The sequence below is a fragment of the Ruegeria sp. AF2 genome (assembly GCF_056542025.1).
On the sequence record NZ_JBQFZC010000003.1, the window covers coordinates 235,053 to 261,353 of the forward strand.

At 57.4% G+C, this 26,301-nt stretch carries 28 protein-coding genes and 1 other RNA gene; 20 read left to right on the forward strand and 9 right to left on the reverse strand.

What is annotated here, in order from left to right; genetic code table 11:
* On the forward strand, positions 1–1,248 hold the full coding sequence (locus tag ACR0NM_RS11885) for an MGH1-like glycoside hydrolase domain-containing protein (protein ID WP_480614871.1): 1,248 nt from the start codon (positions 1–3) through the stop codon (positions 1,246–1,248).
* The gene (locus ACR0NM_RS11890; protein ID WP_170392212.1) at positions 1,248–2,303 is read left to right on the forward strand and encodes an ABC transporter ATP-binding protein; all 1,056 of its coding nucleotides are present in this window, start codon (positions 1,248–1,250) and stop codon (positions 2,301–2,303) included. The genes ACR0NM_RS11885 and ACR0NM_RS11890 overlap by 1 nt, the downstream gene beginning before the upstream one ends.
* Positions 2,304–2,597: 294 nt before the next feature.
* On the opposite strand, the gene ACR0NM_RS11895 is transcribed toward ACR0NM_RS11890, so the two are convergent.
* Together ACR0NM_RS11895 and rpmG are read right to left on the reverse strand one after the other, a co-directional pair.
* Entirely contained in the window at positions 2,598–3,104 is a 507-nt protein-coding gene (locus ACR0NM_RS11895; protein ID WP_170392214.1) for a membrane lipoprotein lipid attachment site-containing protein, read from the reverse strand.
* 207 nt (positions 3,105–3,311) lie between these two features.
* Positions 3,312–3,479: a 50S ribosomal protein L33 gene (gene rpmG, locus ACR0NM_RS11900; protein ID WP_010441901.1), complete on the reverse strand. Its 168-nt coding sequence runs from the start codon at positions 3,477–3,479 to the stop codon at positions 3,312–3,314.
* 380 nt (positions 3,480–3,859) lie between these two features.
* Here rpmG and ACR0NM_RS11905 point away from each other — a divergent pair, with 380 nt between their 5' ends.
* Positions 3,860–4,192, forward strand: coding sequence for a GYD domain-containing protein (locus ACR0NM_RS11905; protein WP_480614874.1), 333 nt, complete (start codon positions 3,860–3,862; stop codon positions 4,190–4,192).
* Between the two features lie 6 nt (positions 4,193–4,198).
* On the opposite strand, the gene rnpB is transcribed toward ACR0NM_RS11905, so the two are convergent.
* The 5 genes from rnpB to gatC form a co-directional block, all read right to left on the reverse strand.
* Positions 4,199–4,592, reverse strand: an RNA gene (rnpB, locus tag ACR0NM_RS11910) — RNase P RNA component class A.
* A 124-nt stretch (positions 4,593–4,716) separates the two neighbouring features.
* A complete protein-coding gene (locus ACR0NM_RS11915; RefSeq protein WP_480614877.1) occupies positions 4,717–5,388 on the reverse strand; it encodes an N-acetylmuramoyl-L-alanine amidase in 672 nt (223 codons plus the stop codon).
* The gene (locus tag ACR0NM_RS11920; RefSeq protein WP_480614880.1) at positions 5,372–6,076 is read right to left on the reverse strand and encodes a hypothetical protein; all 705 of its coding nucleotides are present in this window, start codon (positions 6,074–6,076) and stop codon (positions 5,372–5,374) included. The genes ACR0NM_RS11915 and ACR0NM_RS11920 overlap by 17 nt, the downstream gene beginning before the upstream one ends.
* A gap of 41 nt (positions 6,077–6,117) precedes the next feature.
* On the reverse strand, positions 6,118–7,605 hold the full coding sequence (gatA, locus tag ACR0NM_RS11925; protein ID WP_480614883.1) for an Asp-tRNA(Asn)/Glu-tRNA(Gln) amidotransferase subunit GatA: 1,488 nt from the start codon (positions 7,603–7,605) through the stop codon (positions 6,118–6,120).
* A gap of 3 nt (positions 7,606–7,608) precedes the next feature.
* On the reverse strand, positions 7,609–7,896 hold the full coding sequence (gene gatC / locus ACR0NM_RS11930) for an Asp-tRNA(Asn)/Glu-tRNA(Gln) amidotransferase subunit GatC (protein ID WP_170392224.1): 288 nt from the start codon (positions 7,894–7,896) through the stop codon (positions 7,609–7,611).
* A gap of 224 nt (positions 7,897–8,120) precedes the next feature.
* On the opposite strand from gatC, the gene ACR0NM_RS11935 reads away from it, so the two are divergent.
* Together ACR0NM_RS11935 and ACR0NM_RS11940 are read left to right on the forward strand one after the other, a co-directional pair.
* Complete coding sequence (locus ACR0NM_RS11935) at positions 8,121–8,279, forward strand: hypothetical protein (protein WP_170401611.1); 159 nt, start codon at positions 8,121–8,123, stop codon at positions 8,277–8,279.
* 154 nt (positions 8,280–8,433) lie between these two features.
* A complete protein-coding gene (locus tag ACR0NM_RS11940) occupies positions 8,434–8,997 on the forward strand; it encodes a DUF4202 domain-containing protein (protein ID WP_480614886.1) in 564 nt (187 codons plus the stop codon).
* A 30-nt stretch (positions 8,998–9,027) separates the two neighbouring features.
* Here ACR0NM_RS11940 and ACR0NM_RS11945 read toward each other — a convergent pair whose 3' ends face one another.
* Complete coding sequence (locus ACR0NM_RS11945) at positions 9,028–9,711, reverse strand: ceramidase domain-containing protein (RefSeq protein WP_480614889.1); 684 nt, start codon at positions 9,709–9,711, stop codon at positions 9,028–9,030.
* A 57-nt stretch (positions 9,712–9,768) separates the two neighbouring features.
* Here ACR0NM_RS11945 and ACR0NM_RS11950 point away from each other — a divergent pair, with 57 nt between their 5' ends.
* Both ACR0NM_RS11950 and ACR0NM_RS11955 read left to right on the forward strand, forming a co-directional pair.
* Positions 9,769–10,461: a metal-dependent hydrolase gene (locus ACR0NM_RS11950; protein WP_480614892.1), complete on the forward strand. Its 693-nt coding sequence runs from the start codon at positions 9,769–9,771 to the stop codon at positions 10,459–10,461.
* Positions 10,461–11,627, forward strand: coding sequence for a M24 family metallopeptidase (locus tag ACR0NM_RS11955; RefSeq protein ID WP_480614896.1), 1,167 nt, complete (start codon positions 10,461–10,463; stop codon positions 11,625–11,627). The genes ACR0NM_RS11950 and ACR0NM_RS11955 overlap by 1 nt, the downstream gene beginning before the upstream one ends.
* Here the strand turns inward: ACR0NM_RS11955 and ACR0NM_RS11960 are convergent.
* The gene (locus tag ACR0NM_RS11960; protein ID WP_170392237.1) at positions 11,624–12,076 is read right to left on the reverse strand and encodes a nucleoside deaminase; all 453 of its coding nucleotides are present in this window, start codon (positions 12,074–12,076) and stop codon (positions 11,624–11,626) included. The two genes, ACR0NM_RS11955 and ACR0NM_RS11960, sit on opposite strands and share 4 nt — an antisense overlap.
* On the opposite strand from ACR0NM_RS11960, the gene ACR0NM_RS11965 reads away from it, so the two are divergent.
* The 13 genes from ACR0NM_RS11965 (at position 12,075) to ACR0NM_RS12025 (ending at position 26,169) form a co-directional block, all read left to right on the forward strand.
* Complete coding sequence (locus ACR0NM_RS11965) at positions 12,075–12,953, forward strand: pseudouridine synthase (protein ID WP_480614899.1); 879 nt, start codon at positions 12,075–12,077, stop codon at positions 12,951–12,953. The two genes, ACR0NM_RS11960 and ACR0NM_RS11965, sit on opposite strands and share 2 nt — an antisense overlap.
* A gap of 175 nt (positions 12,954–13,128) precedes the next feature.
* Positions 13,129–14,043 (forward strand): 5-bromo-4-chloroindolyl phosphate hydrolysis family protein, encoded by a 915-nt coding sequence (locus tag ACR0NM_RS11970; protein WP_170401630.1) that lies wholly within the window; start codon positions 13,129–13,131, stop codon positions 14,041–14,043.
* Positions 14,044–14,072: 29 nt separating this feature from the next.
* Positions 14,073–15,263 (forward strand): toxic anion resistance protein, encoded by a 1,191-nt coding sequence (locus ACR0NM_RS11975; protein ID WP_480614901.1) that lies wholly within the window; start codon positions 14,073–14,075, stop codon positions 15,261–15,263.
* Complete coding sequence (locus ACR0NM_RS11980) at positions 15,263–16,234, forward strand: DUF2927 domain-containing protein (protein ID WP_480614904.1); 972 nt, start codon at positions 15,263–15,265, stop codon at positions 16,232–16,234. Before ACR0NM_RS11975 ends, ACR0NM_RS11980 begins: the two co-directional genes overlap by 1 nt.
* Before the next feature lie 22 nt (positions 16,235–16,256).
* Positions 16,257–17,405, forward strand: a complete 1,149-nt coding sequence (locus tag ACR0NM_RS11985; RefSeq protein ID WP_480614906.1) for an SPFH domain-containing protein — start codon at positions 16,257–16,259, stop codon at positions 17,403–17,405.
* Between the two features lie 35 nt (positions 17,406–17,440).
* On the forward strand, positions 17,441–18,532 hold the full coding sequence (locus tag ACR0NM_RS11990; protein WP_170392249.1) for a TFIIB-type zinc finger domain-containing protein: 1,092 nt from the start codon (positions 17,441–17,443) through the stop codon (positions 18,530–18,532).
* Positions 18,533–18,595: 63 nt separating this feature from the next.
* Entirely contained in the window at positions 18,596–19,264 is a 669-nt protein-coding gene (locus ACR0NM_RS11995; protein ID WP_170636027.1) for a nitroreductase, read from the forward strand.
* Positions 19,265–19,286: 22 nt separating this feature from the next.
* Positions 19,287–19,724 carry a D-aminoacyl-tRNA deacylase gene (gene dtd / locus ACR0NM_RS12000; protein WP_480614908.1) on the forward strand — a complete coding sequence of 146 codons (438 nt, stop codon included), beginning with the start codon at positions 19,287–19,289 and terminating at the stop codon, positions 19,722–19,724.
* Entirely contained in the window at positions 19,724–20,827 is a 1,104-nt protein-coding gene (locus ACR0NM_RS12005) for a glycerate kinase type-2 family protein (RefSeq protein ID WP_480614910.1), read from the forward strand. Before dtd ends, ACR0NM_RS12005 begins: the two co-directional genes overlap by 1 nt.
* Before the next feature lie 334 nt (positions 20,828–21,161).
* A complete protein-coding gene (locus ACR0NM_RS12010; RefSeq protein WP_170392257.1) occupies positions 21,162–22,748 on the forward strand; it encodes an ABC transporter substrate-binding protein in 1,587 nt (528 codons plus the stop codon).
* 15 nt (positions 22,749–22,763) lie between these two features.
* Positions 22,764–23,720, forward strand: a complete 957-nt coding sequence (locus tag ACR0NM_RS12015) for an ABC transporter permease (protein ID WP_170392259.1) — start codon at positions 22,764–22,766, stop codon at positions 23,718–23,720.
* Positions 23,720–24,535 (forward strand): ABC transporter permease, encoded by an 816-nt coding sequence (locus tag ACR0NM_RS12020; RefSeq protein ID WP_170402849.1) that lies wholly within the window; start codon positions 23,720–23,722, stop codon positions 24,533–24,535. Before ACR0NM_RS12015 ends, ACR0NM_RS12020 begins: the two co-directional genes overlap by 1 nt.
* Entirely contained in the window at positions 24,532–26,169 is a 1,638-nt protein-coding gene (locus ACR0NM_RS12025; protein WP_170801947.1) for an ABC transporter ATP-binding protein, read from the forward strand. Before ACR0NM_RS12020 ends, ACR0NM_RS12025 begins: the two co-directional genes overlap by 4 nt.
* Positions 26,170–26,301 lie beyond the last annotated feature (132 nt).

Sequence of the window (26,301 nt, forward strand, 5' to 3'; positions counted from 1 at the left end):
ATGAACCAACATACAAACCCCGACCGCGAGGCGCGCAACATTCTGGTTGCCAATGATCGCGGCGGCTACACCATCCCGACCGAAGGGCTTTACCCCTATCAATGGAATTGGGACAGCGCGATTGCGGCGCTTGGTTTTGCCGAGTTCGACATTGATCGAGCCTGGGTGGAACTTGAAACACTGTTCTCGGGCCAGTGGGATGATGGAATGGTGCCGCATATCCTGTTCCACAAACAGGATGACGGATATTACCCCGGCCCGGATGTCTGGGGTGGCCACGGGCCGATCCCATCCTCAGGCATCATTCAGCCCCCGGTGGCTGCAACTGTGGCGCGGAAGATCTGGGAAAAAGATGGCGATGCAGGCGCGGACCGCGTTCGCGCGCTTTTCCCATCTCTGCTGGCGTGGCATCGCTGGATCATGAGATGGCGACTCGACGAACACGGCGCGGTCTGCACCACGCATCCGTGGGAAGCTGGTCGCGACAATGCACCGGACTGGGACAAAGCAATGGAGGGCGTAGATCCCACAGGTGTCGGAGACTACCAGCGCCGTGACACAAGCCACGTCAACAGTGCAGATCGACCGACCAAATACGACTATGACCGCTATATCAAATTGGTTCAGATCGGCTGCCAGGCCGACTGGGATCAACAGAAGTTGCTGAGCCTGAATCCCTTCCGAGTCGCAGATCCGACGATGACATTTATCGCTCTGCGCGCCGCACGCGATCTGCAGGAGATCAGCGAAAGGCTTGGAATTGATGCGGATGGACTAAGTAGCGACATTCAAAGGCTCGAAGCGGGCGCGCGATCTTTGTGGAACGAAACGCTGAGCTCGTTCGACTCGCGTGATGCGCTGACTGGTGATTGGGCCGGAAGCATCTCTAACGCGTCGTATCTTTGCTGGTTTGGGGGGCTTGATTCACAGCACATGCTGGAGCGCCTGCAGGCGACGCTTGCAAAAGTACCCTTTCCAGTTCCCAGCTATGACCCCGCGATGCCCAACTTCGACCAACGCAGGTACTGGAGGGGTCCCACTTGGGGGTTCATGAATATGCTGATCGGGTTTGGATTGGCGGATATGGGGCACCTGGAAGAAGCCGAGGCACTGCGCCAGAAAACGTCGCAGCTGATCGCAACGAACGGCTTCGCTGAATACTACGATCCACTGACCGGCAGCCCTGCCGGAGGGAATTCATTCACCTGGACAGCCGCAGTTTGGCTGCATTGGGCAGGGAGGAACTAATGGGCAGCATCGAACTAAAATCCGTCGAAAAGTGGTTTGGCTCGGCCCAGGTCATCAAAGGCGTTGACCTAATGATTGATGAAGGTGAATTCATCGTCTTCGTCGGTCCATCGGGCTGTGGAAAATCCACCCTGCTTCGCATGATCGGTGGGCTTGAAGATATCTCGCGCGGATCGCTACTAATCAACGGCAATGATGTCACGGATCACCCACCCTCCAAGCGGGGTCTGACGATGGTGTTCCAGTCCTATGCGCTTTATCCCCACTTGACAGTCGCCGAAAATATGGGGTTCTCACTTAAGGTCGCGGGTGTTCCGAAGGCCGAGATAGCAGAGCAGGTCAATAAAGCCGCCGAGGTTCTCAAGCTGGGACCTTTTCTGGAACGTCGCCCCAAGGACCTGTCCGGTGGACAGCGGCAGCGCGTTGCAATTGGTCGTTCTATCGTGCGCGACCCGACGGCGTTTCTGTTCGATGAACCGCTCTCGAATCTTGATGCAGCGCTTCGTGTCGAAATGCGTTACGAAATCGCGAAACTTCATCAGAACCTAAAGCGCACAATGATCTACGTGACGCACGATCAGGTTGAAGCGATGACATTGGCCGACCGCATCGTCGTGCTTGAGTACGGCAAGATCGCGCAAGTCGGCACACCCCGCGAACTTTACGAACGCCCTGCCAATCTGTTTGTCGCACAGTTCATTGGCAGCCCCAAAATGAACATATTGCCGTGCACGACTCAGAACGATGGCTACACTCTGGAACATGGCAGAGGCGGCGACTTCGCGCGCTCGGGTGTAGCAAGCAAACTCGGCATTCGCCCCGAACACATCGATGTTGTGTCATCGGGCGATGGGCAATGTGATGGCATCATCGAGGTGATTGAGTATCTGGGGGCAGATACCTTCCTGATCGTGGATTGCGGCGCCGAAGAGAAGGTTACCGTGCGCCTGAACGGGGACACCGCTCTAAAGCCTGGGGCAAAGATCGGCCTGCATTTTCCCACCGACAAACTTCATTTCTTTGACGAGAATGGGCAGGCATTGGTAGAGCAATGAACGTTGCTTCCTATCAGTTGAGGTTAAACAGTTCTGCTGATCGGGTCTGAGTTTCACCACTGATTATTCTTTGGCGGTGGGGTGAAATAGAGAACACGCACAGCGCTTGCTTGGATGCCAACGGATGGCGGGGGCCTCGGAACTCGCGTGATCATCGCCCGGTGTGTCACATGGATTGAATGACCGGTGCTGGGTTTGAGCCCTTGTTCAGTGCCTCGTAAGACTTGCAGAAACACTGAAACTAGAAAGCCCCCGCCAATGGCGGGGGCTTTTACTTAGATTGTGTAAGCTAAATTAACGGCAGTTCAGTGGCACTGCAAAACCCGAACTGCGCTCGGACGAACCTTTGCGGTATACATCACCCGCGGGCAAACATCCGGTAAAGCGTTCCGTTTGAGCGCCAAAGGCCGAGCCCACCGATGTATCAACTTTGGTGGAGTTGTTTTCCGTACGCAGGACGCCGAACAACTGACCGTTTACACTGACATTGCTCAGGTACAGATTGGTATCACTGCCAGTGAGCTGAACTGAATTCGCATCTGAGCGACCGCCATTATCGATTGCGACACCCGCGATCTTTTCAAGCTCGGCTTTGTCCGATGTAACCTGGACCGTTGGTAGCTTGGCCAGTTCCGCCGGGATGTTGGTTTCTGGCGGCAAAAAGGCTACGGCGCCTTTCACATCCGACACTGTGCGCGGTTCACCATCAATCCCGGTGAAACCAACACCTTCGCGGTTAAAGGGGTCTTCGCAGGCTGACAATGTCAGAACAGCAAGAGCGGGCAACAAGATTTTTTTCATGGCGGTCAACATTTTGGAAAGGGTTGCTGAAGCGTAGCGGCAGGGGATTAGAAAAAGCAAGCCGCTGAGATTCAGAACACCCAAACCTCTGATGCGCCCCTGCAACGCCCCTGCTTGGTTTAGGCCGACCAAGAGATACCCCAAAACAATACAAAAAAGGACCCTGCATGGCAGAGTCCTTCTTCAAAAAGTATGTCAGAGGGCAGATTACTTGATCTTGCCTTCTTTGTACTCGACATGCTTCCGAGCGACCGGATCGTATTTACGAATGGTCATTTTCTCGGTCATGGTGCGCGCGTTCTTCTTGGTCACGTAGAAGTGGCCCGTGCCCGCGGTCGAGTTCAGACGGATCTTGATTGTCGTCGGCTTCGCCATGGTTATCTCCTGCGTCCGAAAAGGCAGGGGCCTTTCGGTTGAATCCTTATGAGCGTGCGCTTTTAACCGCTCATGCGCCCAAGTCAACCGGATTCGCCGCGTTAGGGGAACAATTCCTGACACGGCTTCAAGAGCAGTCGATTTGGAGCGCTCACGATTCTGTGATAGTGTCGCCGGAACCTTCGAAGCCCGTTTTACGGACTTAGGTAATACCGTGCCGGATGTAAATTCCGGCAGACAACACCGCTCACAACTATAGCAACGCCCGGCTGTCTATTTGGCCGGGTCTTTTCCGGTTTGCGCGCAATCCTGCACGCGACACGGCCAGGGAGTCGGCCGCTTTTAGCGCTCCGAATAAACTGCAACCAAGGGAGAGAAATATGCCTGTTTTCATTACCTATGCGTCTTATTCGCAAGATGGGGTCAAAGGAATGTTGGCAAAACCGGAAGATCGCACCGGTCCCGTCAAGTCCTTGCTTGAGAAATCAGGCGGCAGACTGATCTCATTTTATATAACCACCGGAGGCAATGATGTCGTCGTTATCAGCGAACTGCCTGAAGGCAGTGATGCTGTGGCAATTGGCATGGCCGTCGCGGGCACGGGTGCGGTTTCGAGGATCGAGACCGTTCGCGCATGGTCGGCGCAGGAATTTGTTGCCGTCGCCGAAAAAGCTGCAGCACTTGGCGGCACCTACACACCTCCGGGCGGTTAACAGGAGACGCGCGGAGGGCCTGTAAGCCGGATCCTGTTCCAGGGTTGCCCCCTTCGATGACCATTCCTCTAGGCCGTGCATTGCTGCGCGGCTCGAGCTGCCAACCCGGTCCCTCTCGGCCAAGGCGTGCCTAGCGGCGGTATCGGTTTGCACCGACCGGCCCGCGCGGGGACCCTATTCGGCATTGCTCCCGGTGGGGCTTGCCGTGCCGCCACTGTTGCCAGCGGCGCGGTGGGCTCTTACCCCACCGTTTCACCCTTGCCACACGTGTGTGGCGGTCTGATTTCTGTGGCGCTTTCCGTCGGGTTTCCCCGCCCGGGCGTTACCCGGCACCGTTGCCTTGTGGAGTCCGGACTTTCCTCTCGGGCCTAACGACCCCAGCGGCCATCCGGCCCTCCGCGCGTGGGTTGGGTAGGCTCTGTGCGTGATGGCGTCAAGAGGGGTTGGGGTGGTGAAGGGGCCAGCCCCTTCTTGGCCTACGGCCAATTCATCCCCGAGATATTTTTGGCCAGATGAAGGGCGGATCAGGTCGATTTTGGGAGCGGACAGAGGGCTATGAGATCATCGAGGTGCAAGGGGCCTGAGGCCCACGGGCGATAGCGCAGGCGTGTGGAATTTAGGAGCGTCTTCTCGTCGCTTGTCGCTGTGTAGCCCCGGTTCTGCGCCAGCTCGCGGAAGTTGACGTTCGGTTCGAGGGCAGTACCACGCCGAGCGGCAAGGCGCTGGTGTTCCAACCTTTGCCAGTCGAACCGGGGGCCGGGGTCGGACTTGCGGCCCGGTGCCATGTCGGAATGCCCGATCACACCCTCTGGCGCGATGGTCCAACGCTGCATGAGTTCGGGCAAAAGCTGTTCCAATACACGCATTTGGGGTTCGGCAAACGGGTGATCTCCGCCATTGTCCAGCTCGATCCCGATCGAGCGGGAGTTTATGTCGGCTTGCCCTTGCCACTCCCCCGCCCCGGCGTGCCAAGCGCGATCTTCCTCTCGGACAAGCTGCCATAGCGCACCGTCACGACCGATCAGGTAGTGGGCGGAGACCTCGGGACCCGGATCGCAGAGACGTTCAAGCGCGGCAGCAGCGCTCTCCATTGCAGTGTAGTGCAGCACGATCAGCTCGGGTGACAGCCCATCCCGGCGGGGGCCGAAATTGGGCGATGGGTGCCAGATGGGGGAGAGCTTAGTTGTTGACGGCACTGCGGAACGGGCTGGGGTCCCAGCCGCAGGCGTAACCGTCGCCGTCCGGATCCAGCCCTTTGCGGTCACGCAGGGGGCCTCCATTCGACAGAAACTCAATCTGCGCCTGATCAGGAGAGGCGAACTGAGCGCAGTTGCGCTGTGCCTTGGCCTGCAGGTTAAATCCGGCTCGGCTGTACAACTGGGTACCGATGGGGTTCGAAGTGCTCAGGGCGTATTGCACGATATTGGGTTGCCCGTCAGAGCCACGCTCGGGCACGGCAGTAGGGGCGACGACCTCGTAAGACTGCCGATTATGTTCGATACGAGCGGCGTCGGCATCGATACTGCGACGGTTTGAGACAGCCTCAAAATCCTGTTCATCAGAGATACTTGGGTTGTTTGTTGCAATCAGAGGCGCGACGCGCGTCTCTTGACCCGACGTATTCGCCAAGGCAATGGCCGTCTGGTTGGCGATGTCAGAGGCGTCGCCTGTTGGTACGGCACCAACAGCCCCCTGCGCCGAGAGCGGCTGCTCTGAAACCGCCTCGGGTGGCGCAAGCGGATTACCGGCCAGACCCTGGCCGGCCAGTTCGGCCTCGCGCTGCGCCTGATATTCCGGCGTATTGAAACCGGTACCCGAAACAGGGGTAACGGTATCACATGCCGCGATCAACCCAAGGGCCGGGATCAGAAGCAATTTGCGCATTTGGCTGCTCCGGTTCTTTATTGCCGTGTCAGGATTGAGGATTACCACCATTTTCCGGGCTTGGCCACAAACCCAGCCGCGCTCTCTAGCGCGTAGGCGGTGTTGAGCAGATCGCCTTCCTCCCACGGACGGCCGATCAGCTGCAGACCCAACGGAAGGCCCTGTTTGTCCAGACCAGCAGGAACCGAAATACCGGGCAGGCCAGCGAGGTTCACTGTCACGGTGAACACATCGTTCAGGTACATCTGAACAGGATCAGCCTCGGTCATCTCGCCCAGACCGAACGAGGCCGACGGCGTTGCCGGGGTCAGGATCGCATCAACGCCTGCGGCAAAGACATCTTCGAAGTCCTTCTTGATCAGGGTGCGGACCTTGCGGGCGCGGTTGTAGTAGGCGTCATAGAAGCCTGCAGACAGCACGTAGGTGCCGATCATCACCCGGCGCTGGACCTCATGACCGAAGCCTTCGGCGCGGGTCTTTTCGTACATCTCGGTGATGCCATCGCCCTGAGCCAGCTGTGCACGGCGGCCATAACGGACACCGTCATAGCGGGCGAGGTTCGACGACGCCTCGGCAGGAGCAATCACGTAATAGGCAGGCAGCGCGTATTTAGTATGCGGCAGCGAGATATCGACGATTTCGGCGCCTGCGTCTTTCAGCATAGCGGTGCCATCGGCCCAAAGCTTTTCAATCTCGGCAGGCATGCCGTCCATGCGGTATTCCTTCGGGATACCGATTTTCTTGCCTTTGATATCGCCGGTCAACATCGCCTCGAAATTTGGCACGGCCAGCTCGGCGCTGGTGGAATCCTTGGGGTCATGACCGCACATGGTTTCCAGCATGATCGCTGCGTCACGGACGTTCTTGGTCATCGGTCCAGCCTGATCCAACGAAGACGCAAAGGCCACAATGCCCCAGCGCGAGCAACGACCATAGGTTGGCTTGATGCCGGTGATGCCGACAAAAGCAGCAGGCTGGCGGATCGAACCGCCGGTATCGGTACCGGTCGCGGCCAGACACAGGTCAGCCGAGACAGCCGAGGCTGAGCCACCGGACGAGCCGCCGGGTGTCAGCTGTGCATCGTCATTGCCGCGCCGCCACGGGCTGACCGCATTGCCGTAAACGGATGTTTCATTAGACGAACCCATCGCGAACTCGTCCATGTTCAGCTTGCCCAGCATCACAGCACCAGCATCCGCCAATTGTTGCGACACGGTGGATTCGTATTCGGGCTTGAACCCCTCGAGAATTTTCGAGGCCGCTTGCGAGGGCACGCCCTTAGTGCAAAACAGGTCCTTGATACCGATCGGCAGGCCGCACATCGAAGGCGCGTCGCCGCCTTTGATCCGCTCGTCCGCCGCCGTGGCGCGCTCCAACGCGATCTCGGGCGTCTTGTGGACAAACGCGTTCAGCGCGTCGGCTTCGTCAATGGCCTTGAGGCAGGCCTCGGTCAGTTCGACCGAGGTCACTTCTTTGGCACGCAGCGCATCGCGGGCCTCGGCCAGGCCCAGTTTGTTCAGTTCGCTCATGACTTACTCCACAACTTTTGGAACAGCGAAGAACCCTTCGCGCGCATCGGGGGCGTTGGATAGGACCTTGTCCTGCTGGTTTCCATCGGTGACCACGTCCTGACGACGCTTCAGGCGCATCGGCTCGACCGAGACCATCGGCTCGACGCCTTCGACATCCACTTCGTTCAGTTGCTCGATAAACCCGAGGATATTGTTGAACTCGGACGCCAGCGCAGGCAGCGCATCATCCTCGACCTTGATCCGGGCCAGTTTGGCCACCTTGGCGGCGGTGCTTTGGTCAATCGACATCGGAAACCCTCATCTACGTTAGGGGGCGTTTACCTGCCTGCCGCAACACTCGCAAGAGCGACAGGCGGCAGACGCGGATTCAAACCCAATATCGCCAGCTGCCATGCATATTTGAATGGCTGATATGCAAATAAGTAAACCGATTAGTTCAGTTTTGCCATTGAAAAAATGAACCGAACAGTTCACCTCAATATCGTGACGCAACGAGAAATCGGAGACACCTCATGAAAACCCTTCTTCCCGCCTTCATATTGTCCGCTCTGGTTCTGACCTCGCCCGCCCTGGCTTTGGGTATCGATATGAACAATCTGACCCGAAACCTTAGCTTCCCCGCGCCTGTTTCGGAGCCCGTGACGAGGGACCACACCCAGGCAGGCAAATAACCCTGACCTGCGCGCCGGATCGGTACGCCCCCTCCCGATCCGGCGCTTTTTACAATTGACTGCTGCACCCATTCCAACAACTCGTTAGCATGGTCTTGGATCAAACGCCGAACCACCCGTCAGGTGCAGTTCAGGCGAGCTAACGGAGCAGAGAATGAGCACACGCAAGCAAACCGTTCTGGACGCAATTGACGCAGCAAATGCGCAAGACCCTAATATAGAGGACGGCCAGCCGGTCGAGCTGCTTTATGGCCAACGCATGAGCACCGAGCTGGATCGGCTATTTCCCGATGCGTCGGATGCTTTACAGATCGCCGCACGTGGTCAGCATGTCGAACGCTGGAAGCTAAAGCGCACTGAATACCCCGAAGGACGTGCAGGGTATCTGGCCTGGAGGAAGGCGCAAGGCGTATATCACGCTGACGTTGTGCAAGGATTCATGGAACAGGCTGAATATGGTGCGGACGATATAGAAGCCGTCGGGCAAATGCTGCGCAAACAGGGGATCAAGCGCAATGCCGAGGTACAGGCGCTTGAGGACGTGATCTGTTTCGTTTTTCTGAAATGGTACTTTGAACCTTTTGCCGCCAAGCACTCTGCCGAAAAAATCCAGCGCATTGTTGAAAAAACGGCTTTCAAGATGTCAGCCGAAGGCCGCGCGCGCGTATTGGCTGAATTTGATCTGCCCGAGGCTTTGGCTGCTGCGTTCAGGGACTAACCAATCAGGATGATGCTTAGGTAGTTCTGATCAATGTCCTGATCCTGCAGCCACCGCAGCTCCAGCAGATGGATTTCGGATCGCCCGCAGATAAACCTCAATCATCCAGCCCAACATAACCGCATTCAGAATGTGCCACATAAAATGCGTCCCCGTTGGCAGATACCCGCAAATTGGAGTGTCCAGTGATCGAAAGGTGATCGAGCTGATCAGGACAGTTGCTCCTATTGTCAGCCCACGCGCAGTGTCCGGGGCTTTCCGGCGCAACAGGACCGCATAAATCAGAATCAATAGAGGAACTGGGGCGTATGCCGCCGAGCCACCAAGCCCAGGCACCAACTGGAATAGCGGGATCGTCAGCGCCACGTATGGAAAGAACAGCGCGGTCAAACCCAGCGCGTATCTGTTGCTCAGCCGCCAGACATCGCGATTCACCGCGTAGATGTAGACGAGGATGTACAGCAGAATTGGCGTCACATCCAAGATCGCCGCCCAAACCTGCGCATGTGTATGGAACAGATAGCTGCCAATTCCGATCATCGCCAATATGACAACCAAAGCCATCGCCAAAGGTGCGCCCTGCCCGCGCGCCCTTTGCCACATCACAAATGCAGCAATAAGAAAGGCCGCATTGGTAATCGCGTTTATCGGCTCGGCCCAATACGCGGGTGAGAGCCGCTCACAATATCCATCAACATACTGCGTCCAATCCATAGATTTTTACATAGCCGATGCTAGGCTAACTCCAAGCGGAAAATGGGAGGATTCTTCATGGATATCATTTGGCTGGGACATGGCAGCTTTCGCATCGAAACAGCAGGACAAGTTCTGTTGATCGATCCCTGGCTGACGGGCAACCCATCTTTGCCCGAAGATCAGCACGACGCAGCCGTTGCGGGCGCGACGCATATCCTGCTGACTCATACTCATTTCGATCATGTCGTCGATGTGCTGCCGCTGGCCAAACATCTAAACGTGCCCGTGGTCGGGCAATACGACCTGATGGGCTACTGGGCCGAGGCTGAAGGCATTGAAACGGTCGGATTCAACAAAGGTGGCACGGTTGACCTAAACGGTATCAAATTAACGATGGTGCCTGCCTCGCACAGCTCGACCTTCTCGACACCTGATGGTCTGCGTACGGGTGGAACCGAGGTCGGCTATATGATCGCGTCCGAGGACCGTATGCTCTATTTCTCTGGCGATACCGACATTATGGCCGACATGGAGTGGATGGGTAATTATTATAAACCCGATATCGGCATCCTTTCGGCAGGTGGCCACTTTACCATGGACATGAAGGGCACTGCCTATGCTGCCAAGCGGTATTTCAATTTCAAGACAGTGATCCCGTGCCATTACAAGACCTTTCCGATCCTTGCACAATCGGCTCAGGAACTGGCTGACGAGTTGCCCGGTGTCGATGTGATCGAGCCCGAGGTCATGCGGGCGATTTCTCTCTGATGCCCGCGTCGGATTTCAGCGCGCAGGAATACGCTGACCGCATTCACAAGACCCGTTCTGCGATGGATCAACAGGGTATCGAGACCTTGTTGATCACGGACCCATCGAACATGGCGTGGCTCACAGGTTATGACGGTTGGAGCTTTTACGTACCGCAGATGGTCATCCTGCCCGCCAGCGGATCGCCTCTTTGGTGGGGCAGAACGCAGGACAAAGCGGGGGCTGCGCAGACCACCTGGTTGGACCAGATGGACCTGCTGGATTGGCCTGAAGAGCATGTGCAACACCCGGACCACCACCCGGTCGACGCCCTTGTGTTGGCATTGCGGGATCGCGGCTGGACCTCTGGTATCGGCGTGGAGATGGATAACTATTATTACTCAGCCACCAGCCACCGCATCCTCGAACGCGCCTTCGGTGCATTGATTGATGCCACAGGGCTTGTGAATTGGAAGCGCGCCGTAAAAAGCGATGCCGAGATCGCAATGATGCGCAAGGCGGGTCAGCTGACCGCACATATGCACGGTGTTCTGCGTGATGCATATCAGGAAGGAATGCCCAAAAACCAACTTGTCGCAGAAGTGCAGGCGGCAGGCATCGCCGGACTGCCCGGCCTAGCCGGAGATTACCCTGCTATCGTACCGATTGCACCCTCCGGTCGTGAGGCTTCTGCCTCGCACATTACTTGGAACGACCGACCTCTGGCGCGGGATGAGGCGACCTATTTCGAAATCTCCGGCTGCTATCGACGCTATCACTGCCCCGCCAGTCGCAGCCTGTTTCTGGGTGATCCCCCGGATGATATCCGCCGGGCCGAAGCCGCCGTTCTAATCGCTATCGACGACACAATGACCGCCGCACGCCCTGGCATCACCTGCGAAGAGGTCGCGGCTTGTGTCTATGACAGTTTCGCCCGCGCGGGGTATGTCAAAGCCAACCGCACCGGCTATCCCATCGGGCTCAGCTATCCGCCCGACTGGGGCGAGCGCACCATGAGCCTGCGACCCGGTGACACGACGGAATTGCAAGAGAATATGACCTTTCACCTAATGCCCGGCCTCTGGACCCCAGACTGGGGACTGGCGATTACCGAAAGCTTTGTGGTGACGTCAGATGGGGGCAAGCCCCTGGCTGATATCCCACGTGAGATGGTCGTAAAAACTTAACCGCGCTGCGTCGCGAAGAAGCGTTTCAGCAGCGCGGCAGCCTCTTCGGCGGCAATGCCGTCATAGACTTCGGGTCGATGGTGGGCCTGTGGGTGCGAAAACACCCGCGCGCCATGCGCGACACCGCCAGATTTCGGATCGGAAGCGCCGTAGTAGATGCGCCGGATGCGTGCTGCGGCCAGCGCTGCGGCGCACATGGCACAAGGCTCAAGGGTTACGTAAAGGTCATGATCGGGTAAACGCTCGGACCCGGCCGCGGCACATGCGGCGCGCAGAGCCAGAATCTCAGCATGGGCAGTGGGGTCATTCAACTCGCGGGTGCGGTTCCCATCTGCGGCCACCACCTGCCCGTCGGGCGCGACGATCACCGCGCCGACCGGCACTTCACCTCGATCTGCTGCCGCCTGTGCCTGTTCCAGCGCCTGTTTCATGTGGGATCTGAACTTCATGCCTCTGACTGCCTCAGAAACCCGTCTTTCGCAAGCCGCCGGGATGGGTTATGGCCGGAGGATGACCAATACCCCTCCTCCCGGCGACCGGATCGCCAAAGTGCTGGCCCGCGCCGGTGTCGCCTCGCGCCGCGAAGCTGAACGCATGATCGAAGCCGGACGTGTGACCGTGAATGGCAAAGCGATCAACAGCCCTGCGCTGAACGTAACCGCCAAGGACAGGATTACCGTCGATGGCAAACCAGTATCCGAGCCCGAGCCATCACGCCTGTGGCTCTATCACAAGCCACCGGGACTGGTGACGACGGCGCGTGACGAAAAAGGCCGCAAGACGATTTTTGACGACCTGCCCGAGGATATGCCCCGGGTCATGAGCGTCGGGCGACTCGATCTGAACTCGGAAGGATTGCTACTGCTGACTAATGATGGCGGCATCAAGCGCAAGCTGGAACTACCCTCAACTGGATGGCTACGCAAATACCGGGTGCGGGTAAATGGACGCCCCAAAGACGAGGATTTCGAACCGCTGCGCAAAGGCCTGGTAATCGATGGTGAGCGGTTTCAACCCATGACCGTGACACTGGACCGTCAACAGGGCGCGAACGCTTGGCTGACCATCGGCCTGCGCGAAGGCAAGAATCGCGAAATCCGCCGCGCTATCGAAGATATCGGTTATGTGGTGAACAGGCTTTTGCGGGTTTCTTACGGCCCATTCCAACTGGGCAACCTGAAACCCGGCGAGGTTGAAGAAATCCGCCGCCGTGTCATGCGCGACCAACTGGGGCTGGATGCTGAGGATAGCGGAATACCCCCGGCCAAACGCCCTGCTCAACCGCAGCGCAAAAGACCAGCAATCGGCAAGAAACCTCGCAAGTGACGCGGGTTATTCAACCTTCCCCCTAGCGCCAAGCCCTCGTATCGCCTAAATTTTCCCTGATGGTCACAGTTGGGGGGCGCCATGTCCGGGACCGGAGTACAAAAATTGGCCTATGCGGCCCTGTTGGTGCTGTTGTTCGGCGTCTGCACCGGTCTGTTGGGGGGCCTGTAGCGAAATGGCCAAACGGTACGGCGGCAAATTCAGCCCAGAAGGCGATGTTTCCTCGCAGGATCAGCCATCGCGTGGCCAATTCGATGGTGCCCGTGTCGAACCGGCAGGTGCACGCGCGAACATCCTGTTTGTCCCGGCGATACCACTGGTGTTTCTGTCTCTGAACGATGGCGCGATCGGAATGACCATAGGCCTGGTTGCGGCGGGGCTACTGACCGCTGCCGCGTTTCTGCTGCGCGAAGGTTTAAGGGCCGAATCCGCTTACAACGCCCGCCGCACCGCACGCAGACCTGCGTTTCCCCGCAAGATATTTTCCAGCGTTCTGACCGGTTTGGGGGCGGCGCTAGCCTCATACCGGACCGAATTTCTGGACGCCGAAACAGCATCACAGGTAAGCCTGCTGGCCCCCATCCTGTTTGGCGCCGCTGCAACGGTTCTACATTCGGTTTCCTTCGGCCTCGACCCAATGAAGGACAAAGGAATGGAGGGTGTCGACACCTTCCAGCAGGACCGTGTCGCACGCGTGGTCGAGGACGCCGAAACCCATCTGACCCAAATGACAGATGCAATAAAACGCGCAGGTGACCGCCGGATCGAAGCGCGGGTCGAACGCTTTCAGGATACAGCCCGCGATCTGTTTCGCACGGTCGAGGAAGACCCGCGCGATCTGGCTGGTGCCCGAAAATACCTGACGGTTTATTTGCAGGGCGCGCGCGATGCGACGGTGAAGTTTTCGGACGTCTATGCACGGACGCGTGATGCGCAGGCGTTGGCGGACTATTCGGCGTTGCTGGACGATCTTGAACAGAATTTCGCGGCGCGGACGCGAAAGATGCTATTGGATGACCGCAGTGATCTGACGGTTGAAATTGATGTGCTGCGCGACCGGCTGCAGCGCGAAGGCGTCCGGTTGGACTGACCGGCTTTTATGTAAGCGAGGATTACCCCATGTCCGATGAGATTAAAAACAAGGCAGTCGAGGCTGAAACGCTGGTGCAGGAAGTCACCGCCGTAGCCCTCCCCGAGCCGCAGGCCGAGATTGTCCCGTTGGAAGAGGCCGACGAACCAGTTGGTGCCGAGATCCGCAAGCGGATGGGTGAGATCGATATGGGCGACACAAACTCGATCGTCTCGTTCGGATCATCCGCACAGGCGGAATTGCAAGAGATCAGTCAGGCGATGCTGGCCGATGTCCGCAACAAGGATGTGGGCCCGGCGGGTGACAGCCTTCGCAACATCGTAACAACGATCCGCGGATTTTCAGTCAGCGAACTGGATGTGCGTCGCGAGCGTAGCTGGTGGGAAAAACTGCTGGGCCGTGCTGCGCCCTTCGCCAAATTCACAGCGCAGTATGAAGACGTTCAAAGCCAGATCGACCGGATTACTGATGATCTTCTGGGGCATGAGCATACACTGCTGAAAGATATCAAGTCTTTGGATCTGCTGTACGAAAAAACGCTGGAGTTCTACGACGAACTCGCACTGTACATCGCAGCGGGAGAGGAGAAGCTGACCGAGCTGGACAGCCACGACATTCCTGAAAAAGAGGCCGAGGTTCAGGCCGCGCCCGAAGACCAACAGGTGATGAAAGCGCAGGAATTGCGCGACTTGCGTGCCGCGCGCGATGATCTGGAACGCCGGGTCCACGACCTGAAGCTTACCCGTCAGGTGACGATGCAATCGCTGCCCTCCATCCGTCTGGTGCAGGAAAATGACAAGTCGCTGGTGACCAAGATCAACTCGACCCTCGTCAACACAGTACCGCTCTGGGAAACCCAGCTGGCACAAGCTGTCACCATACAGCGCAGTGCCGAGGCCGCCGCTGCCGTACGTGATGCCAATGATCTGACCAATGAATTGCTGACTTCGAACGCCGCCAACTTGCGCGAATCCAACAAAATGATCCGCGAAGAGATGGAACGCGGTGTCTTTGACATCGAAGCCGTCAAACAAGCCAACGCAGATCTGATCGGCACCATTAATGAAAGCCTCGCCATTGCCGACGAAGGCAAAGCCAAGCGTGCCGCCGCTGAGGAAGAGCTTGAGAAGATGGAAGCCGAGCTGCGCGACACACTCGCATCGGCCAAGGCGCGACAGGACGGGATCGGCGACAATGCCGGAACGGCTGTTCCCGGATAATGGAAACAGCGGGCGTGCGGCCATTTCATCGCGCTAAGATTGCAGTATTGGGCTTGTCGCTGCTGGCATTTGCTGGCTGCGATGAGGCATTGACGACGACGATCGCTCCTGAACCTCAACCTGCCCAGCCGCAAGGCCTGAGCAATGCATATCAAGCGCCCTCACCAGCGAGCCTTGATCTCGCGCGATACTATGAAAGCGTACAAAACAACTTGCTGACGCGCGGGTTGCTGAGAACCGATGGCGGTGGCCCTGATACGCCCTATGATGCCGATGATCTGGCTCGGAACTTTGAGACCATAGCGTTTTATAATGAATATCCGGGGCAAGCCGTTGCCAGCGGCAGCAGTCGCACCAGCCGACAGCTTAGTCGCTGGTCGTCGCCGGTTCGCATAAAGCCCGAGTTTGGTCCATCGGTTGCACCTGAAGTCCGCCTGCAAGAGGCCGCCCGAATTGACGCCTACGCCAACCGCTTGTCGCGGCTCACTGGACACCCGGTCTCAACCACCACCCGGAATGCAAATTTCCACGTCTTCGTGGCGGGTGAAGATGATACCGCTTATGTGCAAGCCCGGCTGCGACAACTGATCCCGGGCATAGGGCAGGCACAACTTGACCTCTTCGACAAACTGCCACGCTCTTTCTATTGCTTTGTATTCGCTTCGGCGTCGAACAGCGCGCCACAGACATATACCCGGGCTGTTGCCCTGATCCGGGCGGAACATCCCGATCTGGTGCGCCTGAGTTGCGTCCACGAAGAGATCGCTCAGGGATTGGGGCTGCCGAATGACAGCCCGTCTGCCCGGCCATCAATCTTCAACGATGACGACGAGTTCGCCCTGCTCACAAGCCATGATGAAAAACTACTAACCATTCTATACGACCCGCGCCTCAAGCCAGGCATGACAGCTGACGAAGCGCGGCCAGTGGTCCGTATCATTGCACGCGAATTGATGGGGCAGTCGCTCTGACCCCGAAGACAGGAGAAATCCAATGGGAATTTTTGATTTTCTGACCGGTGAATTCATAGATGTCATCCACTGGGTCGACGATACGCGCGACACCATGGTCTGGCGGTTCGAGCGTGAAGGACACGAGATCAAATACGGCGCCAAGCTGACCGTGCGCGAAGGTCAAGCGGCGGTCTTTGTGCATGAGGGGCAGTTGGCGGATGTCTTCACCCCAGGTCTCTACATGCTTGAGACAAACAACATGCCGATCATGACGACGCTGCAGCATTGGGATCACGGCTTTCAGTCTCCGTTCAAGTCTGAAATTTACTTCGTTAACACGACCCGGTTCAATGACCTGAAATGGGGCACCAAGAACCCGATCATGCTGCGCGATCCCGAGTTTGGACCAACACGCATCCGGGCCTTCGGCACCTATACAGTGCGGGTCAAGGACCCGGCGAAATTCCTAGTAGAGATCGTAGGCACCGATGGTGAATTCACTATGGACGAGATCAGCTTTCAGATCAGAAACATCATCGTGCAGGAATTCAGCCGCGTCATCGCAGGCTCGGGCATTCCAGTTCTCGATATGGCGGCGAACACTGCCGATCTGGGCAAACTGATTGCCGCCGAGGTGTCACCGGTGCTGGACGGGTATGGTTTGAGCATGCCCGAGTTCTACATCGAGAACATCTCGCTGCCACCAGCGGTCGAGGCCGCGCTGGACAAGCGCACATCGATGGGGTTGGCGGGCGATCTGGGCAAGTTCACGCAGTATTCCGCAGCCGAAGCGATGACCGCAGCGGCCAACAATCCCGGTCAGGGTGGCGGCATGGGTGCCGGTCTTGGCATGGGAATGGGTATGGCGATGGCACAGCAGATGTCGAACATGGCAGCGGGTCAACCAAGCGGCCCTTGGGGCGGTTCCGCCCCCGCTGCCCCGCAAGCCTCAGCGCCTGCGGCACCGCCACCCCCGCCACCCGTCGAACACGTGTGGCATATCGCGGTGGATGGCCAGACCAGCGGGCCGTTCTCCAAGGCCAAGATGGGTCGTATGGCAACCGATGGTGAAATCACACGTGATACCCACGTCTGGACTGCCGGTCAGGACGGTTGGAAGAAGGCAGGCGACGTGCAGGAACTGGCACAGCTGTTCACGATCCTGCCTCCGCCGCCTCCGGGCGCGTGATCTGACATTTGATAACCTGATTTCGAGGTTCTGTCATGGCGAAAGACGAACACCGTTTCCCCTGCGACCAATGCGGGGCGGATTATCGGTTCAATCCCGGTGACGGAACGCTGACCTGCGATCATTGTGGCAACACCAGAACGATCGGTGCTGGCCCATGGGGTGGTGCGAGTCTGCGAGAGCTGGATTTCGACGCCGCCATCGCGGATCGCTTGCCTGACAGCGAGATTGAAGAAACCCGTGTTCTGACCTGTCCGAACTGCGCGGCTCAGGTTGAGTTTGATCCGAACACCCATGCTGCGGAGTGCCCGTTCTGTGCCACTCCGGTAGTGACCGATACAGGCGTTAGCCGCCATATCAAACCCCGCGGAGTGTTGCCCTTTGCACTGGATGAACGCTCGGCCCACAAGGCAATGGGGGATTGGCTGGGCCGACTGTGGTTTGCACCCAACGGGTTGAAGGAATACGCCCGAAAGGGACGCAAGATGCAGGGCATTTATGTCCCGTATTGGACCTTCGACGCTGATACCAAGTCGAGCTATCGTGGGGAACGCGGTGTGGTGTATTACGAAACCCGAACCGTCATGCGCGATGGAAAGCGCGTGCAGCAACAGGTTCCCAAAGTGCGCTGGACTCCAAAATCCGGACGGGTTGCGCGGTTCTTTGACGATGTTCTGGTGTTGGCATCACAATCGCTGCCCAAATCCTATACCGATGCGCTGGAGCCATGGGACCTGCCTGCGCTTGAGCCATACCAGCCAGAATATCTGGCCGGTTTCCGCGCCGAGGCTTACACGGTCGAACTGCGAGAAGGTTATCAAGAGGCCCGCGCACATATGGCACGGGTGATCGAGCGTGACGTGCGGTTCGATATCGGAGGCGATCGTCAGCGCATTCACGCTGTCGACACCGAAGTGCGAGATGTCACATTCAAACACATCCTTTTGCCGGTTTGGATGGCGGCCTACAAATACCGCGGCCAGACCTATCGTTTTGTGGTCAATGGCCGGACCGGCCGCGTTCAGGGTGAGCGTCCCTGGTCCGCAATCAAGATTACGATCGCCGTGGTTCTGGGCCTTCTCGTTGCGGCCGGCGTCGGGTATCTGGTGGCAACTGGACAGCAATAACGCTGATAAGCAGAGCACGCTCATGGAACCTACTCCTCGGCATGCCTGAAAGGAGATGTTGAATTGCACCTTGACGCTCTGAACGCGCTCTTGGCCGATCGTTTTTCTTGCCGTGCCTTTCGCACGGACTTGGTGCCTCGCGAACAGATTGAACAGATCGTCGCCAGTGCTGCGCGTGTTCCAAGCTGGTGCAACGCGCAACCCTGGCAGATCGTGATCACCAGCGGGGCCGAGACAGACCAGTTTCGGGACGCGTTGCAACACGAAGCTTCGCACGTTGCGCCTGCTCCGGACCTACCCTTTCCAACCGGCTATTCCGGTGTTTATCAAGAGCGCCGTCGCGCCTGTGGCTGGGCCCTCTACAAAGCGGTTGGTATCGAAAAAGGTGATCGCAGGGCCTCGGCGCAACAGATGATGGAAAACTATGCTCTGTTCGGCGCCCCACATTGCGCCATACTGTCCAGCCCTGCTGAACTGGGCCCTTACGGCGCGATGGATTGTGGTGGCTTCGTGACCGCATTTTCACTGGCGGCGCAGGCCCTGGGTGTGGCTTGTATCCCGCAGGCAGCGGTAGCGGCCCATGGCACATTTCTTCACCGTTATTTCGGGATATCAGAAGATCGCTTGATTCTGTGCGCGATTTCGTTCGGATATGCGGATATGGATCACCCGGCGAACGCGTTCAGAACGGAACGTGCCGCGCTGGATGAAGTGATCGATTGGCACGAATAGCAATAAAATACAGGACCTGCAGATGCGCGCCTTACTTCAAAGAATTTCCAGTGCCTCGGTCAAAGTCGATGGAACAGTCATCGGGCGATCGGGCCCCGGATTGATGATTCTGGTTTGTGCGATGCAGGGGGATGGAGAGACACAAGCTGATCAATTGGCTGAAAAGATCGCAAAGCTCCGTATCTTCAAGGACGACGCGGGAAAGATGAACCGTTCGATATTGGATATTGAGGGCTCGGCCCTGGTGGTTAGCCAGTTCACCTTGGCAGCTGACACATCGCGTGGAAACAGGCCCGGGTTTTCCGGGGCCGCCTCGGCGGCTGAGGGCGAACACCTCTACGAGGCGTTTGTACACAACCTTTCTTCGCGGGGCATTCCGGTTGAGACAGGTGCGTTCGGAGCTGACATGGCGGTAGAGTTGGTCAATGACGGACCAGTCACAATTTGGATGGAAAGCTGATGCAGAGTTCGCAACAGGCACAGGACATTTGGCGCGCAGGTGTGGCGGCGGTTGATGGATATCGCGCAACGCTGGAGGCCACTCGGGCGATCGAAGCCCCAGATCAGATATTGGCCGTTGGAAAAGCCGCAGGGGCCATGGCCCGTGCCGCCGTCGAACGGTTTGGCCCAGTGCCCACTCTGGTGGTTACCAAGGATGGCCATGGCCACGACCTGCCTAAGCATATTGTGGTGATTGAAGCTGCACACCCGGTTCCCGATGCCCGCAGTCTGAAGGGTGGGCAGGCATTGCGCGAAACGGTTGAGGCGATGAAACCCGACAGCAAGCTGCTTCTGCTAGTTTCGGGAGGGGCTTCTTCGCTTGCCGAGGACCTCGTGGCCGGTACGACATTGGATGATCTTGAGGCCCTCAACCAAAGACTGCTGAGTGAAGGTCTCGACATCGGTGCAATGAACACGGAACGGCGCAAGCTGTCCCGGATCAAGGGTGGCGGTTTGTTGTCAGCATTCTCGGGGAAAAGCGTGATCGTTCTGGCGATCTCGGACGTCCCGGGTGATGATCTGGGTGTTATTGGCTCCGGTATCGGGTCATTGCCCGACGAACCGGAGTTTTCTGCCCACACCGCGATAATCGCATCAAACGCACACGCGCGCGACGCCGCAGCATTTGCGGCTGAGAACTCAGGCATCAAGGTCCTCGACAACGAAGAAGCGATGCACGATGACTATCTCTCGGTTGCAGCTAAATTAGGAGATCGGCTGCGGAATATGCCCAAGGGCGCCATGGTATTTGGCGGCGAACCAACCGTGGTCCTACCTGATGCGCCAGGGCGCGGTGGGCGTAATCAGGCCCTTGCTCTGGCACTCGCGCGCGAAATCGCAGGGCAATCTGATTTGACAGTCATCGTCGGAGGAACAGATGGCACCGACGGGCCAACAGATGCAGCAGGCGCCATCGTTACCGGCGACACTTGGTCTGATAAGGCGCAAGCGTATCTAGACAATGCAGATAGCGGCAGTTTCCTCGACAAGGCGGGGGCGCTGTTGGTCACGGGACCCACAGGCACAAACGTAATGGATCTGATTGTTGCAATAAAAAACTGATCCCAGACCCTGACCCCGCCCATCCGAAAAACCCACCAGATAGAATCACTTAAAGGCCGGAATGGCGTTTGATCTGTGGAACGAAAGTTCATGCTAAACTGACCAGGCAACTATCGGATAATTTGTTCAGGTCAGAGTAAGTAGTTAGGAATAAGGGGTTTTGGATTTCCAAAGGCTCATAACAAGATCATCTGGCGCGATCAAAGGCGGAACCTCCCCATTATTTCAAGAGATTTGCACTTGCCCGCTGCCCTGAATTGCACCTAAGTTGACTCATGCGTCAATAAAAAGCCCACCAACGGGCTGAACATCCTATCAACTGGGAGAAATCTGGATGAACGAACAACTCACTCACATGTCAAAGCAGGTCACAGCTGGAAAGCTGACCCGCCGTGAATTCATGGGTAAAGCAGCGGCACTGGGTGTCTCGGCCGCAATGGCAAGCACTATGTTTGCCGATGCGGCACGTGCCGCTGGTCCGAAAAAGGGCGGCGATCTGAAATTCGGTTTGCAGGGTGGTGAATCAACCAACTCACTTGATCCGGCAACCTACGCAAGCTCAGTCCCGTTCCAGAACGGCAAGCAGTTCGGCGACCAACTGGTCGAAGTGGCGCCCGACGGAACCATCGAACCGCGTCTGGCTGAAAGCGTCGAAGGAAGTGCAGACGCGAAAGTATGGACGTTCAAGCTGCGTCAAGGGGTCGAGTTCCACAACGGCAAGACCATGACCAGCGAAGACGTGCTGAAAACTATGCAGCGTCACTCGAACGAAGATTCCAAATCAGGTGCCTTGGGCATCATGAAAGGCATCGAGTCGATGAAGGCCGATGGAGACAATTTCCAGGTCACACTGACCGAGCCGAACGCTGACCTGCCGTATCTGATGGCCGACTATCACCTCATCATTCAGCCCGATGGCGGCATGGATAATCCTGCGGCAGGTATCGGCACCGGCCCGTACAAACTAGAAGTGGACGAACCCGGCGTCCGCCACTTGTTCACCAAGAACGAAAACCACTGGAACAGCGATTTCGGCAATTTTGACAGCGTAGAAGTTGTTGTGATCAACGATGCGACGGCACGGACCGCTGCACTGCAGTCCGGACAGGTCCACGCCGTCAACCGCGTTGAACCCAAAGTTGCCGACCTGTTGGGCCGTGCGCCTAACCTGACGGTGCATTCAACCGCTGGTCGCGGTCACTATGTCTTCATCATGCATTGCGACACGGCTCCGTTTGATAACAATGAACTGCGCACCGCACTGAAGTACGCCATCAACCGAGCGGAATTGGTTGACAAAGTTCTGCGCGGCTATGGCTCGATCGGGAATGATATGCCGATCAATTCAGCCTATCCATTGTTTGATGAAACCATCGAACAGCGCGAATTCAGCGTTGAAAAGGCTGCAGAGCACTATAAGAAATCTGGACATGATGGCTCTCCGATTATTTTGCGCGTTGCCGATGGTGCGTTCCCAGGTGCTGTAGATGCTGCTGCTCTGTTCCAGCAGACTGCTGCACAGGCTGGAATTCCGCTTGAAATCAAGCGTGAGCCCAATGATGGCTACTGGTCCGAGGTTTGGAACGTTCAACCCTTCTGTGCGTCTTACTGGGGCGGCCGTCCGGTTCAGGACCAGATGTACTCGACTGCATATCTGTCGACCGCAGACTGGAATGACACGAGGTTTAAGGTTCAGGCGTTTGACGACTTATTGTTCGCGGCAAAGGCGGAACTCGACCCTGAGAAACGCAAAGCCATCTACAGCCAGATGGGTCAAATGGTCCGCAACGAAGGCGGCCTGATCTGCCCGATGTTCAACGACTTTGTCGAAGGCGTCAGCAACCAGCTGGATGGATGGGAATCTGACCCGACGCAAGAGATGATGAACGGCAACATATCTCGCAAAATGTGGTTCGTCTAAAACGGGCTACGGATAATGCATCCCATCATCAAATTGGTTTCCCAGCGCCTGGCGCTGGGACTCCTTTTGCTGCTCGGCGCTTCGGCCCTGATTTTCGGCCTAACCGAAGCCCTACCCGGAGACGCCGCGCAAGCCGTCCTGGGGCAGTCCGCAACTCCAGAGGCCTTGGCAAACCTACGCGAAGAAATGGGCCTGAACCGCCCTGCCCTTACACGCTATTTCGAGTGGTTGGGCGGCATACTTCAGGGTGACCTGGGTCAATCCCTGACCAACAAACTTGATATCTCCGAGAGTATTGGAAAACGCCTTGGGAACACTCTGTTCCTGGCTTGCGTGGCAGCAATAGTTTCCGTACCGCTTGCAATCTTTCTGGGGCTGCTTGCCGTGCGGTTCCGCAATCGCTGGCCCGACAAACTGATTTCAGCCATCACCCTGACGACGGTTTCGATCCCCGAGTTTCTGATCGGTTATGTGGTGATCTACTATATCTCAGTGAAATTGGGGTGGTTCTCGTCGCTTGCGATGATCAATGATTCTATGTCGTTTGGACAAAAGTTGAATGCAATCGCGCTACCTGCCTTTGTTCTGACGCTGGTCGTGCTGGCACAGATGATGCGCATGACGCGCGCGGCCATTCTGAACCTCATGCAATCGGCCTATATCGAAACCGCTGAATTGAAAGGCCTCAGCACATTTCAGGTTATTGCCCGCCATGCCTTTCCTAACGCGATTTCACCGATCGTGAACGTCGTCATGCTGAACCTGGCCTATCTGGTCGTGGGTGTTGTCGTGGTCGAGGTTGTGTTCGTCTATCCAGGTATGGGGCAATACCTTGTGGATGCCGTGACCAAACGTGATGTGCCGGTTGTTCTGGCCTGCGGCGTGGTGTTTGCGGCCGTTTATATCGGTCTGAACATGGTTGCAGATATCGTGTCGATCCTTGCCAACCCAAGACTGAGGCATCCGAAATGATAAAGAACATTCCTCTTTCGGCTCTGATTGGCCTTATCTTCACCTTCGCCTATTTCTTCGTGGCGATCGCCGCCCCGTTGATTGCACCCTATGGAATGGCAGAAGTCGTCGGCGACGTCTGGGAGCCGAGCAGCCCCGAACATCTGCTAGGCACTGACAATATCGGTCGCGATCTGCTGACCCGCATGATCTATGGCGGGCGCACGACAATCTTCATCGCGGCAGCGGCGACGCTGCTCAGCTTTCTGACCGGTACGTCGTTGGGCTTGCTGGCTGCTGTACTGGGCGGATGGGCTGATCAGGCGCTCAGCCGTACGGTGGATCTGATCATGTCAATCCCGACTCTGATCCTGGCACTGGTCATTCTGGCCATCGTTCCGGTGACCGTCCCGATCCTAATCCTTGTTATGGGCTTACTGGATGCCACCCGCCCGTATCGCCTATCGCGATCTGTAGCGGTGGACATCAACGTGATGGACTATGTTGAAGCCGCCAAGCTGCGCGGCGAAGGGCGCGCCTGGATCATCTTCCGGGAAATCCTGCCCAATGCGCTGTCGCCACTTGTGGCCGAATTCGGGCTACGGTTCATCTTCATGGTTCTGTTCATCTCGACCCTTTCGTTCCTGGGACTGGGCGTCCAGCCACCGCTGGCTGACTGGGGCGGTATCGTGAAGGAAAACAAGGATGGCATCGTCTATGGCATCGGCGCAGCGCTTTATCCCGCTGTGGCCATTGCGACGCTGGCAATCTCGGTCAACCTGGTGGCTGACTGGGTCCTGAACCGTACCACATCGCTGAAAGGAGGCCGGGGATGAGTGATATCCTTCTCAAGGTCCGCGACCTCAAAATCGGCGCGACCGTCTATCCGCCGGGTGAAAAGCCCCATGACATCGAGATCGTGCACGGGGTCAGCTTTGACCTCGCTCCAGGCAAGGTGCTGGGTCTGATCGGCGAATCCGGGGCTGGCAAATCTACCATCGGTCTGGCCTCGATGGCCTATGGCCGTGGCGGTGTGAAAATCACCGGGGGCGAGGTTTGGGTAAACGGGCGTGATATCCTCAAGACATCTCATGGGGACATCCGCAAACTGCGCGGTGGTGAGGTAACATATGTTTCCCAATCCGCCGCCGCATCGTTCAACCCCGCAAAGAAGATCATGGATCAAGTGGTCGAGGCCGCAGTTGAGCAGAAGAAGTTTTCGCGCAAAGAGGCTGAATCCCGCGCGCGTGAGCTTTTTGCCAAGCTGGGTTTGCCCGACCCTGACAATATCGGTGATCGTTACCCGCACCAGGTTTCGGGCGGACAGCTGCAGCGCTGCATGACGGCGCTGGCGCTTTGCCCTGAGCCTGATCTGGTGGTTTTTGACGAACCTACCACGGCACTGGACGTGACTACCCAAATCGATGTGCTGATGGCCATCAAAGACGCCATTCGCGACTCGGGCGTTGCCGCCTTGTATATCACCCATGATCTGGCGGTTGTGGCTCAGGTCAGTGATGACATCATGGTGCTGCGGATGGGCGATACGGTCGAATACGGAAATACCGACCAGATCATCAACCGCCCGCAAGAAGAGTACACACAGGCGCTGGTTTCGGTCCGCTCAATCGAGCACGAAGAGAAAAAACCAACTCCTGAACCCGTGCTGAGCGTCGATGGTATCACCGCGCGCTACAAAGGCTTGAACTTCGACGTGCTGCATAATGTCAACGTCGAGCTTCATCCGGGGCAGACACTGGCGGTTGTGGGTGAATCCGGATCGGGCAAGTCTACGCTGGCACGGGTCATCACCGGGCTTCTTCCGCCCCGCGATGGTGAGATTACCTTTGCGGGCCGCAAGCTCAGCTCTGATCTGAAAGGCCGCACGCGTGAAGACCTGCGTGAGCTGCAAATGATCTACCAGATGGCCGACGTGGCAATGAACCCGCGTCAGACCGTCGGTACGATTATCGGCCGCCCACTCGAGTTCTACTTCAACATGCGCGGCGCCGAGAAACGCAAGCGGATCGTCGAGTTGCTGGATGAGATCGAACTGGGCGAGAAGTTCATCGATCGTTATCCGGCGGAACTGTCGGGTGGTCAAAAACAGCGTGTCTGTATCGCGCGATCGCTGGCGGCCAAGCCAAAGATGATCATCTGTGATGAGGTCACCTCGGCGCTCGACCCGCTGGTCGCGGACGGTATCCTCAAGCTGCTGCTGGATCTGCAAAAGATCGAGGATGTGGCATACCTGTTCATCACCCACGATCTGGCGACAGTCCGTGCGATCAGCGATAGTATCGCGGTGATGTACCAGGGTCGGGTGGTTCGCTACGGTCCCAAGAGCCAGGTGCTAAGCCCTCCATTCGACGACTATACAGACTTGCTGCTTAGCTCGGTGCCTGAGATGCATCTTGGCTGGCTGGAAGAGGTTGTCGCTCACCGCAAAATGGAGAGCGCGGGGAACTGATCCGCGCCCTTCTCATAGAAACACCGAAGACCATTCAAATTCCCGGCGCTGTGAACACAAGCAGACGTCGGGATTTTGCTATTTGGGGCGCAAATGCGCAGCCATAGCCGGACGAATCTCATAGGTTCGCCG